Source organism: Paenibacillus sp. FSL R5-0701, from assembly GCF_037973995.1.
GTDB lineage: Bacteria > Bacillota > Bacilli > Paenibacillales > Paenibacillaceae > Paenibacillus.
Window position 1 is genome coordinate 5,230,578 of the sequence record NZ_CP150230.1, and the last position, 15,998, is coordinate 5,246,575.

Here is a 15,998-nt window from a genome sequence, read left to right on the forward strand (position 1 = left end):
TTACGGATTTGGGCTGAGATGGAGTTATTGGAATCCTTATGAGGCTAGCTTGCCTATTTTTCGCTTCGTAACTTCGAGAACACCGCAAGGTCAATATATCTGCCTTTCTCATACTCATGCTGCCGCAGTACACCTTCCTGTTGAAAATCAAGCTTGTGTAACAGGCGAATCGACGCCTCGTTCTCCGGTTCAACCTTTGCTTCAATCTTGTTGAGCTGCATGCTTGTGAATCCAAAATGTAACACAGCACGGGCCACTTCAGTCATAACACCGCGGCCCCAGAAAGAGGAACGCAGGTCGTATCCGATCTCTGCACGGTTATGTACATCTTCATAGTTCAGGAACCCACAGGTTCCGATCACTTTACTAGTTTCACGGTCTTCAATCATCCAGCGTAATCCTGTGTGTTCCTTGAAAATCTTCGTATACCAGCTCATCTCACCCTGTGCATCCTCCACGGATTCAAAAGGAGTGAATGGCATATATTGAACCACAGCTTCATCGGAATATAACTCCAACAGATCATGGCTGTCTCCAGTCTCGGCTGACCGGAGGATGAATCGTTCTGTCTGAATTAATGGAAATAGATCAAACCTAAATGGCTCACTCATGCTTGGTCTCCTTTGCAACATTCATTGTAGAAGTCCATTTTACTATTAATATGTTCTATTAACATCTCTCTCTTCTCTATAAGCTGTTGTATTGACTATTAAAAGTGGGGAGACTACATTATGCTTTAGAAGACTAACATTGGAAATAGACTAGGAGGCGGAACCATGACCACACCATCATATGACGTTATTATCGTTGGAGCCGGCTCCATGGGTATGAGTGCAGGATATTATCTATCACGCAGTGGATGCAAAACTTTATTAATTGATGCCTTTGATCCTCCGCATACGGAAGGAAGTCATCACGGGGATACCAGACTGATGCGCCATGTGTACAGTGGTGGGCCTGACTATATTGCCATGGCATTACTCGCACAGAAGTTATGGCACGAGCTGGAGGAAACGGTGGACGATCAACTATTTGTTCCTTCCGGTGTAATAAATGTGGTTGATCCAGAGATTCATTCCTTCCACAACCGATTGAGCCATGCAGATGATGCAGGCATTCGGTATGAAACGTTGCACGCAGCCGAGGTGATGAAACGCTGGCCAGGTATTACCGTACCTGAACACTACGAGGGCATGTATGAACCGGATGCGGGTTATCTGTATAGTGAACCCTGTATTCGTGCCTACCGCAAAGCAGCCGAGACTCATGGTGCCACCTTGTTAACTCACACTCGGGTAGAGCATATTGAATACGGACCACATTCCGTCGCAGTTCAAACTTCAGGTGGTGAGACCTACCACGCGAATCAAATCATCCTGAGCGCTGGTGCCTGGTTTCAGACATTGAAACCTTTCGTGGATCTCCCGATCCAGGCAGTGCGTAAAACGGTTGGATGGTTTGATGCACCAGAAGCTTTGTACGGCGAGGAACACTTCCCCGGTTTTACACTGGCAGGAAAGGAAGGTACATATTATGGATTTCCAAGCATTGGCGGATCAGGTCTGAAGATGGGTCGTCATGATACGGGCCAGGTGTGGACACCAGGAAGTACGATGGCTCCTTTTGGTACGGAAGAAACGGACGAGGGTGATCTGCGCAGGCTGCTCGAACTTCATATGCCTCAGGCAGCTGGAGAATTGAAACGTGGTAGTGTGTGCAAGTATGAATTCACTTCGGATGAAGATTTTATTATCGACCGACACCCTGCCCATGAGCGTGTGTGGCTGGCTGGCGGTTTCTCCGGTCATGGCTTCAAATTCGCAAGTGCCATTGGGCAGATTCTATCCGACTTGGTGCAAACGGGGCACACGGATCAGGATATTAGCAGGTTCACCCTATCCCGTTTTCGTTAAGTACCAGCTGGGTGGATGAATATATGTATGTCTAAAATAGCTACTTTCTTAGAGGGTGCAGTGTTGCTTAGAGCACTGCGCCTCCTCCAAGAAAGAAGGACACGTACGAACGTTAGCTCATGCCAACTCACACTAATTAACTTTGATTAGGCTCCATTGCTGATTGGCTCCGCCATTGTCGGCCCACTGAATCGTCGAGGCACCCGCGGTCAGAGACCCTTGATTGATGTCAACCGTCAGGCCACTGTTTCGATTCGCAAGTACCACATCTCCTCCCACATCAATGGGCAGCCATTGCTGATTGTTGCCCCCGTTATCCTGCCACTGAATCAGAGCGGCTCCGCCTTGTGTAGAACTTGAATTCACATCCAGTAAAAGCCCACTACCCACATTGCGGATGTTGTAATATCCGTTACCTGCCGACTCCAGCTTCCACTGCTGGTTCGCTGCTCCATTATCATTCCACTGAATGATTGTTGCCCCACCCGTAGAAGAAGCACCGTTAACATCGAGTGCAAGTCCACTGTTGCGGTTGATTAATTTGTAGATGGCCCCAGCTTCATATCCTGTACCACCATTATAAGTTGCACCGGAAATGACGTAGGTTGTGACCGAATTGGCCTTGGCCGTAGCGGTAAAGGTTTTGTTTTGCACCGAAATATTAGTCAGTTGCTGCAACTTCTCTGTTGAAGAAGTCCGGTATACTTGAGCAGACGTGCCTGTGTTAGTAAAACGACTTAGATCATAGGTTACCGTTGTATCCGTCGATTCCGAATTGGTTGTAACCAGTACAACTTTGCCGGAAGCTGCATCATAGGCTGCAAGGGTATTGGCATCACTCATGCCGATAATCTTGTATCCAGGACGAATAAATTTGCTGTAATTGCCCATGACATAATATTTTTGGTTCACCGTGTAACTGGTCGTTTGCGTATTGTTCAACACGTTCTTGAAGAATCCCCATCCTTCTGCACTATCGACGGCTTGCCAATACACCCATCCACTTGCGCCCATATTGCGAATATCCTTGAGGATGGTACGTGACATGGTAAGTCCGCTTGCATCTCCGTCTCCATATTCCGAGGTCCACAGATGTTTGCCCGCAGACGTCGCGGTGTTGCGCAAAGCAGTACGATTGCTTCCGCCATACGTATGGGTGTTGATCTGACTGATTGCTGATTTCACCGCGGTGCTGTAGCTGTTGAATGATACATTGGTATCATCGATACTATATTCTTCCGGTGCGCTCAACTTTGTGGACAGGCCCTTTGCATTCAACGAAGCTTGTAATTGACTCAGAATCGTGTTCTGATCCGCCCGGTCAAAGTGCATGCCCTCCTGATCATTGCCCTGCTTCCACCACGTCGAGATCGGTTCATTGAGCGGAGTTACGCTATCGAATGTGATCCCCCAGTTATCCCGGAAATGCTTCACGACCTCAGTCAGATAATCGGCAAAATCATCAACATACTCAGGCTTGAGGTTATTCCCTCCATTCGCTGCACCCGACACATTGCCACTGATGGTCATCCAGTAAGGTGCGGAATTCGCAAAAGCTTCGATGACATCCACGCCTTGAGCTTTGGCAGCTTGCAGCATATATCGTTGGTTTGCATCTGCATTCCAGTCATACACGCCGGGAGAAGGCTGGTAACCAGGAACGGCTTTGCGATATTCGAGAATATTGGACGATGGATTATCCCCGCCTCCAATGTTATACCGCAGGATGTTCAAACCCAGTCCGGTATTTGCGTTGAATATTTTCTCCACATACTCATCCCGGTTGGAGTATTCTCCTACCACTTTGCCCCACCACGCGAGCGATGTTCCCCATCCTTCCATCGTCTGGTATTGCTTCGATGGATCGGCAACAGCCGTGTAAGCTCCCGCAGCAGATACCTCTGTCCCCAGTCCCAAACTGCCTGTTAGCAGACTTCCTGCCAGCAGCAGCGAGCTCATTCGTTTTAACCACTTCATCCGCTTCACTCCTTAGAATTTTTCGGAACACGAACACCTATTATTGTGCAACCTCTCGGAAGGTCGCGTCTGACTTATCGAGTGCGGTAACGACAGATTCCAGTTTCAGCACATTATTATAATGTCTCAGGTACAGGTTCGGGTTACTGAACGAGGTATACGATGTCCAACTGGCGTTAGCAAGTCCATTTATACGTTTGAACGTGGCGTCATTTCCGAACGAAGGGCTGCCGTCATTTTTCACAAGTGTGATGCTGCCATTATTATTGCGCAGGAAATAACCTGGATAATTCATGGACTCAAACGAAATGCCTGTTACATTCGACAGCCCGGGTACGATACGGAATTGTGCATCCTCCGCCGGACTGACACTCGCATCAATCCGTGCCTGATAGTTGTAATGACGAATGAAGCTGCCCGGCACATTGAATGACCCCAGCTTGCAGATATCACCCGGTTGTCCAGACTCTTTCAATACGGTCATATGCCGGACGAGTCCGGTAAGACCTGCAATCTCTTGTTTGGCACCCCAAGTCTGGAAGTTGTCAGCAGAGTCGCTGTAATAATATTTTTGTGTTGCATAGCCGTCAAAGTAGATTCGCCAGGAGCCATTATCCAGCTGAACAAGCGCCGGGCCTTCCACCCAAGAACCCCAACCTGCCCAATCCCCTGCGCCTTTAAAGGTATAAGGACCCGTTAGCGAGGTGGATGTCGCATATTCAATGTATTTGGTGGTCTCGTTCTTGGTAAAAGCATGATAGGTTGAGCCTGTCTTCACGATAAAAGTGTCGATATAATTGGGAGCAATGCCTGCCAGTTCAGTAGGTGCAGACCATGAGGTAGATGTTAGATTGCTACCTGAAGCTGTGAGTACATAAGGTTTGAAATTCTGATAGTTGCCTGGTGAGAGGGACACGATAATGTTCAGACTGCCGTTGCTGTCTTTGAACCATTTCTGGTGCCCAGGTGTGTGCAATTGTGGTAGGTGTGGATAATGTAATATTACGGACAAATGTCCAGTTTACTTTATCCGGGCTGGAGGCGATGCCGATGGTGTTACCCGACCAGTTCGTGGTGTAGACAACGTAATATAGACCATCTGTGTGCTTCATGATGCTGGGATCGCGGATCAGATCGGCCGGAGGTGTATAGGCTGGCCCTTTTAGCAAACCATAGTGGGTCGCATTATAGGATTCATAGATATACATATTGGACTCACTTGTGTTCGTAAAGGCTGATATCGTATATACACTTGTCGCTGCTCTGGCTGTATTAGGGAATAACATGGTTAATAGCAGTAATGTTCCAAGCAGCAGAATCATTCCGGCCTTGAAACCATTGGACTTTCCTGCTCCTATTCCTATCCCCTCTTCCTTCTTCGTCAACATTGGGTCATCTCCTTATCCATGAGTGATGAACAGAGGAATACCTTACTGTATTACCAAAGACAGAGCGTACCTGGGACTGCCCCTGAAGATCAACACCTCACGACTGCCATCGGGTATATTTCAAATTCTCAGTTTACGAGTATTTTTAAGAAGCACTTTTCTTGTACTCCAGCCGAATATCGGCGATTCATCCGTAGGAACTGTAACGAAGGGAGAGTATAACATACTTAACATCATTCAATTGAAGTTAAAATGAGTTTGGTTATTAAGAAAATAAAAAAGGTGATCTCTGCACGAGAGAGTTCACCTTTCTTGTATTTATCAAAGATATTTAATTCAATCTACTTTAGATAGGTTAATCTCACTTCCTCAAGATCTGATAACAGTTCCTGAACTGCCATCCGTTCCTCCTTCTCAATCTTCTCAATTAATTCAATTATTTTTTTTATATGAATTGTTTTTTCTGAAATTCTGTGCTTTATACATAAATTTCTAAGAATTAAGCACATCTGTTTAATCTCTCTGTAAGCCTTCTCATGAATATCAAATCTAGTAATATACTTTTTCTCATCGAGATAAACCAAACTTCTCAACATCACTTCTTTATGGTCAAAGAGCAAATGAAGAGATCTAATCAGACTAAATTCAAATAAAGCAGTCTTTGTAATATGTTCTCTTAAAAAACGATAAACTCCTATTCCCCAAGCATCTGTATCTTTTCCAGGTTCTTCAACCAACTTATAATCGTTAGAGGATTTTGTTTCATTTATATAGTCATGCAACTGTTTAATCAGATAACCCAGATCAAACTTGAACTCACTTTTTCGTTCATTAAATTGCAAAAGCTGAACTCCTCTGAACCATTCTCCCTCAGAATGAGGACTTACAAATGCTTCGTTAATGCTATCAAAATTTGCTTCTGAGAACGAATATTTGGAATTAAAAAAATCAGCTACGTAAAACATTTGTTTTTCTTTGTTATATCCATAGATCAACATATCATGCGGGGCATGCACTTTTCCAAAATTATCATAGGCAGCAATGTAGTATTGATCTATGCTTAAATATACATAATTGTCTTCATCAATTGCATCAATAATAAACTGTGTTATATCGTCACACCACTTTACTAAAACCTTCTTATGGTAGTGGTGTAATTCAAACAATCGATAGTATTCTCTAAAAACAGGCGTATAAAATTGTATGTAAACCTCTGGAGTCTCCCAGGCTACTAGCTGGACATGATTATGACAAAACCACGGAAAAAAAACGTCTTCTTGAGTGCTAAGAATAGCAGTCATGTTTGCAAACGCAGGAAGTGAAGTAATCATTGGATATTTAATCGGTAACCCTTTTTCTGTTGGCATCCTTATCTTCCTTTCTTAATCCGCTAGATTTATTACTAAATATTTAATTTAGACCAATTTTTTTCTATCATATCAGAATTTACCCTATAATGAAAAGGCTTTCATAATTGAACAACTAAAGCGCAGTGTAGTACATTAGATATCTGTCATCATCACATTTCAAATAGTTATACTACAAGTGTATTTTCAATCTGGGACCGTATACTATATTTACAAAAGAACATCCTCGGCACTTTGCAACATGCTTAAAATACGATATCCTTTAGCCTCTTTATTCAAACTCTTCTTTACGCCCACCTCACTTAATGTTAGATTTTATAACATATTATTATGAAAGCGAGTGGGTTGAAGATGGATCTGCAACAGTTATTGACTATCCCCATTCTCTCCAGCGCAAAGGTTATCGCCGGACATCGCGGCCTTGATCGCTTGGTGCAATCGATTAATATTATGGACGCACCAGATATTGTCCAATTCCTGAAGCCGGGAGATATGCTGCTGACCAACGGTTATATCCTGAAGGACCGCCCCGATGCGCATCTTGCATTCATTACAGACATGCATGCAATTGGTTGTGCAGCGCTTGCTGTCAAGACACAGCGTTTCTCTCTTGAATTATCTCCGCAACTGCTTGAGACAGCCAACAGACTGGGCTTCCCAATCATTGAGCTGTCGGAGATAGACAATACACTCGGTGAGATATTTCAACATTCGATCAGTGCCATCCTTCAGAACAAAACCCATGAGTTGCACTACGCCTTATCTATTCACAAGCAATTTTCCACGATGGTGATGCAGGGAAAAGGCATACCATCCATCGTAGATACGTTGTCTCAGTTGCTATCCTCACCTGTACTTCTGCTTGGTTCGAAGAAGCAGATTACGGCAAGCTCCCATTATGCACAACAGATGGATCACCAGTCTCTCGCCGCGCCCTTACTGACATTTATTGATGAGCACCCTTCCTTCCACACCGCAATCTCGATCTGTCTACTTACTGCTGATAAATATCGACATGCTGAACTTCATCCCATCTTCACGGATCGGCACGAGGGTTATTTGATCTCACTATACGACAGTTCCGCAAGCTCTAAGCTCTCCACTCTGGCACTGGAACAAGCCGTCAATGTGATCGGTCTGGAGTTAACCAAGAAGCAAGCCGTCAAGGAGCGCTCCCGCCGGTACAAAAATGAATATTTCTCCGATCTCATTCAAGGCTTCATTCGTTCGGAACAAGAAGCGCTGCATCGCGGCAAGAAATATGGGCTGCAAACCAAAGGCAGTTCCGTTCTCATCATCGCCAAAAAGGATGAATCCTTAGCGGGCATATCTAAGCAAAACTCTACATCCTCCGGGGAAGAGCGGTTCATCTCGGAACGAGATGCTAATTATGAGCTGATTAAACAGGAATTTGCCCGATTGGATCTCTCCTTTGTCATGTTCACAAAGAACGACCAGTTCGGCATACTTGTCTTTTTGGCCGAATCGTCTTGGGACGAACACACCGTGGTTCAGCAGCTTGAGCGGATGGCGAGCAATCTGTATACAGAGTCGCAGCTCAGCCTATCCTTCGGCATAGGTAATTCCTACACGAATGTATTGGATATTGGACTCTCCTACAAAGAAGCAGTCAAGGCGCTCCAGTCCGGCTATCAGATGCGAAAGACCCGCTTCGCTCATTCCTATCAAACCATGGATATAAGCCGTCTTTTGCGTATGATTCCCCACGATGAGATGCTGCAGTTCCATCACGAAACCTTTAAGCCCTTCAACGACCGAGATCCAAACGAGCGTAACGAGCTTATGAAAACCTTGTCCTCCTTCTATGAGAATCACTGCCAGATCGTCGATACGGCGAAAGAGCTGTTCGTACATCGCAATACCGTGATCTATAGATTGGAGAAATGCGAGAAACTAACCGGCAGGAACATTAAGGACCCGATGGAGAGCCTTCGCTTCCGACTTGCCTTCGCACTTGAGTCCCTTCTGAATGTTAATCCAGCTCCTAGTGAAGCTAATCATACGTCTTAAACCGAGAATGTGTCATGTATAATGACACGTTCTTTTGTTTCCTTTTCATATTCAATTCATGTTCAATCTTCATTTGTGCATTTTAACTGATTTAATTCTATTTTTATGTTCAGAGTAACTAATGACAATGATGCAAACAGTCTATATGATTAGGAATATATTCATTAATGTCATGTTAATTAACATCAAATCACATCAAGAAACGAAAAAACATCAGGCTGTAGGAAAGGGGCTACCTATCATGGCTATACAGATACAAGGCGTATCCAAATCATTTGTCAGTGCAACCGGAGAAGATATTCAGGTCCTGGCTGAGGTTTCGATGCAAATCAAGAAACAGGAATTCTTCAGTATCGTGGGACCGAGCGGTTGCGGCAAAAGTACGATTTTCAACATTATCGCAGGTCTGCTTAAGCCAACAAATGGCAAGGTTATCGTCTGTGGCGAAGAGATCGATCAGACCACCGGTCATGTCGGTTATATGATGCAGAAGGACCTGTTACTTCCTTGGAGAAGCATCCTGGACAATGTCACGCTAGGCTTGGAAGTGAAGGGCATGTCCAAAAAGGATCGCGGCGATATTGCCATGGATTATCTGGATCGTTATGGCCTAGCTTCATTCGCAGGAGCCTATCCCTCTACACTATCAGGCGGTATGCGCCAACGTGTAGCCCTCATTCGTACCCTCGTTACCCAGCCCGATATTATATTACTGGACGAACCCTTCTCCGCACTTGATTATCAGACCAGACTCATTCTGGAAGATGAGATCTTGTCTATCCTGAAATCCGAGGGCAAGACAGGCGTCCTGATCACACATGACATCGAGGAAGCGATTGCCATCTCCGACCGCATTGCCGTTATGAGTAAAAGACCAACAACCGTGAAGCAGGTGTATGACATTGGTCTCGCCTCGCAATATGGCTCAGCACTGAAAGCCCGCTCCGACCACAAGTTCAAGCAGTATTTTGAATCGATCTGGTCAGAGCTTGATATCCAAATGGGGAGGATCAGCTAATGAAGAGCACATCACCTGAAGTTACCCTTGCCGGAAAGCCTGCTGGAGTTACGAAGAGCAAGAGCAAACGCAGACAGTCTACCTTCTCCAAAGAATGGCTGATGACGATGCTGTGGCGGTTCATTATTGTTGCGGTCATCCTAGTGATATGGGAATCCGCCGTTCGCTTGGAAATGGTTAACGGTTTCCTCATGGGATCACCAAGCGCCATTCTTGATGCCGCCATCACGATGGCCAGCTCAGGGCAACTGCTTACAGACGCGTTTGCAACGGTGAATGCCACCGTTATCGGATTCGTAGCCGGAAGCTTAATCGGCTCATTGGCAGGACTGCTCATGTGGTATTCCAAGTCCGTTGCCCGTGTGCTCGATCCATTCATTGTAGCCATGAACGGCATCCCGAAGATTGCCCTAGCTCCTATGATTATCATCTGGTTTGGTTCAGGCATCTTCTCCAAGATTGCTCTGGCCTCCGTAGCAACATTTATCGTAGCGCTATTATCCGCCTACCAAGCGACTCATCAAATCGACGAATCCCAGATTAATCTGATGAAATCCTTCGGTGCAAAGAAATCACAAATTTTCCGCAAAATTATCGTTCCTTCCTCTCTGCCATGGATCATCTCAGCCTTCCGGATCAATATCGGTTTGGCATTGGTATCTGTCGTAGGTGGAGAATTCATCTCTTCAGATAAAGGACTTGGACACATGGTATTCGTCGAAGGTAACCTGTTCAACCTTCCGGCCGTATGGGTCGGCGTGTTCATGCTTATGCTGGTCGCCATGCTCCTCTACACCTGTGTCGGTTATATTGAATCCCGTCTCCTTCCATGGAATGACAACAAGACCAGCAGCAAATCCACATCTGTATAGCTGACCTACAACGATTAAAGGGGACTGATGACTAATGCGTACATTCAAAAAGATAGCTTTTCTAGCAACCATGACGGTTATATTGACTTCACTGCTCAGTGCATGCGGCAGCAATGCCACAACACCTGCGAGTGGCGCAGGTGCATCTGATAGCGGGGGGCAAGCAAATACGCAGGTAGACAAAATTATGGTGTCCGAAGTTTATCACAACCTGCTCTACCTTCCCTTGTATGTAGCGAACAACCAAGGTTTTCTAAAGGAGAATCGTATTGAGCTATCTTCCATCCGTGCTGCCGGAAGTGGTCCAACGGCATTGTCTTCGGTGATCTCAGGCGAGTCTGCGTTCTCCTTCCACGGTCCTGAGCATGTCGCATTTGCTAATGCAAAGGGCGGAGATGCTCGCTCACTGGTTCTTCTATCGGGTAGCGCTCCAGTATGGGCAGTTGCGCGAGAAGGCGTAACCGTGAACTCGACAGCAGATTTCAAAGGTAAAACCATCGTTGTGGGCTTGGCACCTACAAGTTCCAACAGCTTACTGCGGAAGTTATTCGCTGACAACAACATCGATATTGACAAGGACGTGACGATTACTGAGGTTCAGAATGGTTCCGAGCTTGGTGCTGTATTAGCAGGCAAAGCTGACATTGCTATCGTTTACGAGCCGCAGCTGGATCAAGGCATTGCTGAGGGACTGCATATTGTCCATGATTTCACGAAGGATTATCCTGACTTCGCCTTTGCAACGATGAATACAACCGCAAGTTTCATTGAAAAGAATCCTGATCTCACCCAGCGCTTCGTTACCTCTATTGAGCAAGCCCTGGACTACATTCAATCGAATCCTGAAGGCGCAAAAGCAGTTGCCGTGAAGGAATTCCCGAATCTGGACAAAAACGTCGTGGAGCAAGCGGTACAACGCATGATCGACAGCAAGGTATATCCTGCGGAAGGACTCATCAATGAATCGGCCTTCGAGACCGCAATCGATATGCAACGCTTCATCGGCAATCTGAAGGAAGACCTCGCTTACGAGGAGATTATCGATTCAAGCTTCACCACCAAATAGAGAGAGAAAGGGTGATTACTCTGAACCAGGACGACTATCTCACACACCGCCGTACAGAAAGCACCAAATATGCAGACGGAGTTATTACAAGCGAGGAGCTTGCCCTATTTACAGCAGACTTGGAGCTGATTCGAAACTTCAAGTTGCCAGAAGAAGTAGGGCCCAATCCCCCACATAGGAGCGTGCCTCTGCGATGATTACGAAACCACTTAACGAGCTGACGATTGCTGAAGCCGCAACACTGATTAAAAATAAGTTGATATCTCCTGTCGAGCTTACAAAATCCTATTTGAATCGCATTGAGAAAGTAGAGCCTGCTGTGCAAGCCTTCGTTACGGTCACCGCCGAACAGGCTTTGCAGGCCGCAAGAGAGTCTGAACAAAAACTGATGAATGACGAATATCTCGGTCCTCTGCACGGCATTCCCTATGGAGCCAAAGACATTATCCATACCGCTGGCATACGCACCTCGGCCGGATCAAGTACCTTTCCAGACTTCGTACCTGGAACGAATGCAACTGTGATTAATAAGTTGCAAGCTGCAGGCGCTATCCTGCTCGGCAAGACAACAACGACGGAATATGCCTTTCAGGGAGGAGAACCGCCAACCCGCAACCCATGGAATCTAGAACATACCCCAGGCGGTTCCAGCTCCGGCTCTGCCGCTGCAGTAGCGGCAGGCATGGCTTCCTTCACACTCGGAACACAGACCTTTGGATCTCTGCTTAGACCCGCAGCTTACAACGGATTAACCTGTATGAAACCCACTTACGGCAGGGTTAGCCGTAATGGTGTCATTACAGCCAGTTGGAGCCTGGATCATATTGGCGCCTTCACTCGATCCGCACAAGATAACGCAATCGTTCTGGAATCAATGGCCGGGCAAGATGAGCTGGACTCCTTCACGCTTCCTTATGGCAAGCCAGACTTAAAAAATGCTCTTGAGCATCCTATTTCAGAAATGGTGATCGGTCTCCCGAGCAACTTCTTCCAAACCGATGAACCAGCGATCTTGTTAGCGGTAGAGTCGGCAATCGCTGTGCTTGAGAAGCTGGGCATGCAATGGAAGAAAGTTGACCTGCCTTCTTATATGGAAGAGACCATTGCTGCTCATCGTACGGTTATGCGGGCAGAAGCTGCCGCCTTCCATCAGGAACGCTTCGCGGAAGCCTCTGATCGTTACGGCCACACGATGCGGGAGCAGCTTGAGCTCGGTTACCAGACGCGTGCCGTTGATTATTTACAGGCACAACGTATCCGAACGATATTCCGGAGCGAGATGATGTTGTTGTTCGATGAAGTGGATGTGTTATTGACTCCATCAACACCCTATGTGGCCCCATATGGCTACAAGACGGGCAGCCCGATTTTCAACGGACCGTTCACCAATACGGGTCTACCGTCCATCACCGTACCCATCGGGTTTGATACCACCTCAGGGAAGCCATTACCTATCGGCATGCAGCTTGCTGGTCCACTTATGCGAGAAGACCGCTTGTTGTCCATTGCTCATCATTATCAGCAGGCTACGAACTGGCATCAGTTAACACCAATCATACACACTCATTAGGAAAGGAATGACCGCTACGATGTCTACCATCATACATGCAAGTGCAGCACCCAAGTTCCCACTTCCTTTCTCCCATGCTGTCCGCGCAGGAGATTTAGTCTACGTCGCAGGTCAAGTAGGTGTCGATCCACAGACGCTTGAGCCTATCGGCGGCATTAAGGAGCAGACTGAGCAGTGTATTCGTAATATTAAGGTGATCCTGCAAGAAGCCGGACTTACACTTGATCATATTGTGAAGGTAACCACTCATCTGGCCCGAGTCGAGGATCAGTCCGAATACAACGAAGTGTATGCGCGAATGATTAAGCAGCCCTATCCCGCCCGCATTACCGTATTTAGCGGGTTAGGCCCTTATTTAATCGAGATGGAAGTGTTGGCGTATGCGCCTTCCATTCGAGGAGAGTAACACATCACCAAAGAGCACCTGTAGCCATAGATGGGTACAGGTGCTCTCTTTGTCTAGAAACGCGGTTCTCTTTAGAAAAACGGGTTTCTTTTCGTATTCCTATGTTGTTTTGAAGCGAGATGATTCCTCGGCAAGTTGTTTGGTCAGTTCATCAATTCTCTGCACCATATCTGTCAAATGTTCAGTCATGCCGGACTGTTCCTGCATGGTTGCTGTGACTTCCTCAACAGAAGCCGACACCTCTTCACCGGAAGCAGACAAGTTCTGTGCAGCTCCAATGACGTCATCCTTATCACGTTCAATCGATTCGATCTCCGTGGCAATAGCCTGAACCTGGCTCATCATCTCATTCATATTCTCGGTGACAAAATTGAATGTCTCCTTCGTCTGGCTAACGCTGCTCTTATGCTGTTCCGCAATCGCTTCAATAGCCTGAACACTTCGGTTATTCTGCTCCACGTGATCAATGGTCTGCATTACGATTCGGTTGATATCCTCCGATTGAGCTGTCGTCTGCTCTGCCAGCTTGCGAATCTCAGAAGCAACGACGGCGAAGCCACGTCCCTGATCACCAGCTCTCGCCGCCTCGATTGAAGCATTCAACGCAAGTAATTTCGTCTGATTTGCGATCTCGGCAATCGTTCCTGTAATCTGGTGAATGCCCGAGGAACTTTCGGCGAGTTGCACTGTAATTTTGGAGATGTTGCCAACTTCAATCTCGTTCTGCCCGTTCACCGCAATGAGTGCATCAATAACTTCATGATTATTTTGGAAAGCATCCGTAATTTCATCTGCCTTGAACTTCACTGCCTGCGACATTCCATTCACGTTCGCAATCTTGTTACCCACATTCATGAATTTGTCCACAATGGCTCCCGTATCGTTCGCCTGGGACTCCATAGCTCGTGAAATCTCAAATGCTGTTGTCGTTGTTTCGGCAATCGTGGTCGAAGTTTGCTGAGTGGACTGTTCCAGCTCGGATGTACTTGTTTTCAGGATACCGATGGAATGGTTCATGCTGGAGATCAGCTGTTTATTGCCTGCTGCCATGGTATTGAAGCTGTCCACCAATTGTTTGAATTCTCCGCTATATTTACCTTGAGCCTGCACCGTCAGGTCGCCGCCCGCAAGCTGTCTGAACAACACAGTTAGTCTTGTAATTGGTCTGGTTACCAGCAAAGAGATCAGGATACCGGCTACGACGGAAACCGCAATCGCACTAAACAGAACAATATACATCTGTTTTGCCATCGCACGCAAAGGCTTCTGCACATCACTCATTTTATCTTCAACAACGACGGTCCAGTCGGATCTTGGAATTTTGGAGTAATACGCCACTTTCTCATCTGTGCTAATCTCCCCTTGCTGTAGTTCAGCGTTTGGAGCAAGATCAATCAATGATTGGTATTCGCCGGACTCCATCTTCTGGCCTGCCAATTTCTCATCCGCTGAATCGTAGATGACCGTACCTACACGGTCCAAAATGATCACTTTTCCCTCATCATTAATATTGATATTTTGTAGCTGATTAACGAAGAACGAGGTGGATGCCGCAGATACGAGCACTCCCTGTACTTCTTGATTCTCATTGTAGATTGGCATGGCAAAAGCCGTACCAAGTTGTCCTGAGGACTTGGCTACAATCCCTTCACTAATCACGTTTTTACCCTGAATTGCTTCTTGGAAATATGCCCGATCTCCGCGTTCCGCCTTGATAACTGCCGGATCATTCGCTGCAATAATAATGCCATTCCGATCCAACAAAATCAGACTGTTGTTACCTTCCATACCTGCCAGACTGTCCGCGAGAATACCACTTGCCTTATCCAGCAGTTCATTGTTTTCCGAGAAAAAGTTCTCACCTTCCTGCCCATCCGTATTCCGAATCTCCAGCAGATCCTGGAAGGTACGATGTGTTGTGATCAGAAAGGTGGATTGTTCTTCCAAACTTAGTGAAGCATACAACCCTGCCCCCACCCGATCCGAGGTTGCCTTAATTTCATCTTTACTTTTGTCGAGTGTAATAACTGCCGCTACGCTGTAACACACTACCGCAGTTACCGCCAGTACGATACACACCAGCAGACTGATCATAAGTGGTAGTTTGACTCTGAACGACATGTTGCGCATGCGTTCTCTTGCCTTGCTAAATACCATGATTACATTCACCATCCATTTTCATTTTCATCATTATGAAGTCCAAATTCTATGTATCTACTTTATATCGGTCGATATCAAATAATCTGTAAGCTGTTTCGCCAGTTATACTAGGTCAAAGGCCACTGCAAACGATTGGAAAATGAAGACTTTGGGTTAATACAAAATATGACATCGACATCGTATAATATATGAAATACATATCGTGCAGGAAGAGGGACAACGCATTGAAT

General features: G+C 46.2%; 13 protein-coding genes. 7 read left to right on the forward strand and 6 right to left on the reverse strand.

Annotated features, from left to right (window positions below; translation table 11 throughout):
* Positions 1 to 53 precede the first annotated feature (53 nt).
* Entirely contained in the window at positions 54 to 611 is a 558-nt protein-coding gene (locus tag MKZ13_RS23095) for a GNAT family protein (RefSeq protein ID WP_339178505.1), read from the reverse strand.
* Positions 612 to 776: 165 nt separating this feature from the next.
* On the opposite strand from MKZ13_RS23095, the gene solA reads away from it, so the two are divergent.
* A complete protein-coding gene (solA, locus tag MKZ13_RS23100; protein WP_339178508.1) occupies positions 777 to 1,913 on the forward strand; it encodes an N-methyl-L-tryptophan oxidase in 1,137 nt (378 codons plus the stop codon).
* Positions 1,914 to 2,045: 132 nt separating this feature from the next.
* Here the strand turns inward: solA and MKZ13_RS23105 are convergent, their stop codons facing one another.
* The 4 genes from MKZ13_RS23105 to MKZ13_RS23120 form a co-directional block, all read right to left on the reverse strand.
* Positions 2,046 to 3,890 (reverse strand): RICIN domain-containing protein, encoded by a 1,845-nt coding sequence (locus tag MKZ13_RS23105; protein ID WP_339178510.1) that lies wholly within the window; start codon positions 3,888 to 3,890, stop codon positions 2,046 to 2,048.
* Between the two features lie 40 nt (positions 3,891 to 3,930).
* The gene (locus tag MKZ13_RS23110; RefSeq protein WP_339178512.1) at positions 3,931 to 4,806 is read right to left on the reverse strand and encodes an AbfB domain-containing protein; all 876 of its coding nucleotides are present in this window, start codon (positions 4,804 to 4,806) and stop codon (positions 3,931 to 3,933) included.
* Positions 4,745 to 5,278 carry a hypothetical protein gene (locus tag MKZ13_RS23115; RefSeq protein WP_339178513.1) on the reverse strand — a complete coding sequence of 178 codons (534 nt, stop codon included), beginning with the start codon at positions 5,276 to 5,278 and terminating at the stop codon, positions 4,745 to 4,747. Before MKZ13_RS23115 ends, MKZ13_RS23110 begins: the two co-directional genes overlap by 62 nt.
* A 341-nt stretch (positions 5,279 to 5,619) precedes the next feature.
* Positions 5,620 to 6,645, reverse strand: coding sequence for a hypothetical protein (locus MKZ13_RS23120; protein ID WP_339178515.1), 1,026 nt, complete (start codon positions 6,643 to 6,645; stop codon positions 5,620 to 5,622).
* A 351-nt stretch (positions 6,646 to 6,996) separates the two neighbouring features.
* Between MKZ13_RS23120 and MKZ13_RS23125 the strand changes: the two genes are divergently transcribed.
* The 6 genes from MKZ13_RS23125 (at position 6,997) to MKZ13_RS23150 (ending at position 13,608) form a co-directional block, all read left to right on the forward strand.
* Complete coding sequence (locus MKZ13_RS23125; RefSeq protein WP_339178517.1) at positions 6,997 to 8,676, forward strand: PucR family transcriptional regulator ligand-binding domain-containing protein; 1,680 nt, start codon at positions 6,997 to 6,999, stop codon at positions 8,674 to 8,676.
* A gap of 241 nt (positions 8,677 to 8,917) precedes the next feature.
* Positions 8,918 to 9,694 (forward strand): ABC transporter ATP-binding protein, encoded by a 777-nt coding sequence (locus MKZ13_RS23130; protein WP_221824562.1) that lies wholly within the window; start codon positions 8,918 to 8,920, stop codon positions 9,692 to 9,694.
* Positions 9,694 to 10,566 carry an ABC transporter permease gene (locus MKZ13_RS23135; protein WP_221824563.1) on the forward strand — a complete coding sequence of 291 codons (873 nt, stop codon included), beginning with the start codon at positions 9,694 to 9,696 and terminating at the stop codon, positions 10,564 to 10,566. Before MKZ13_RS23130 ends, MKZ13_RS23135 begins: the two co-directional genes overlap by 1 nt.
* Positions 10,567 to 10,600: 34 nt before the next feature.
* The gene (locus tag MKZ13_RS23140; RefSeq protein WP_221824564.1) at positions 10,601 to 11,632 is read left to right on the forward strand and encodes an ABC transporter substrate-binding protein; all 1,032 of its coding nucleotides are present in this window, start codon (positions 10,601 to 10,603) and stop codon (positions 11,630 to 11,632) included.
* Positions 11,633 to 11,825: 193 nt separating this feature from the next.
* Positions 11,826 to 13,202 carry an amidase gene (locus tag MKZ13_RS23145; RefSeq protein WP_221824565.1) on the forward strand — a complete coding sequence of 459 codons (1,377 nt, stop codon included), beginning with the start codon at positions 11,826 to 11,828 and terminating at the stop codon, positions 13,200 to 13,202.
* A 19-nt stretch (positions 13,203 to 13,221) separates the two neighbouring features.
* The gene (locus MKZ13_RS23150; RefSeq protein ID WP_339178523.1) at positions 13,222 to 13,608 is read left to right on the forward strand and encodes a Rid family hydrolase; all 387 of its coding nucleotides are present in this window, start codon (positions 13,222 to 13,224) and stop codon (positions 13,606 to 13,608) included.
* Between the two features lie 99 nt (positions 13,609 to 13,707).
* Here MKZ13_RS23150 and MKZ13_RS23155 read toward each other — a convergent pair whose 3' ends face one another.
* The gene (locus MKZ13_RS23155) at positions 13,708 to 15,765 is read right to left on the reverse strand and encodes a methyl-accepting chemotaxis protein (protein WP_339178525.1); all 2,058 of its coding nucleotides are present in this window, start codon (positions 15,763 to 15,765) and stop codon (positions 13,708 to 13,710) included.
* Positions 15,766 to 15,998: the final 233 nt, after the last annotated feature.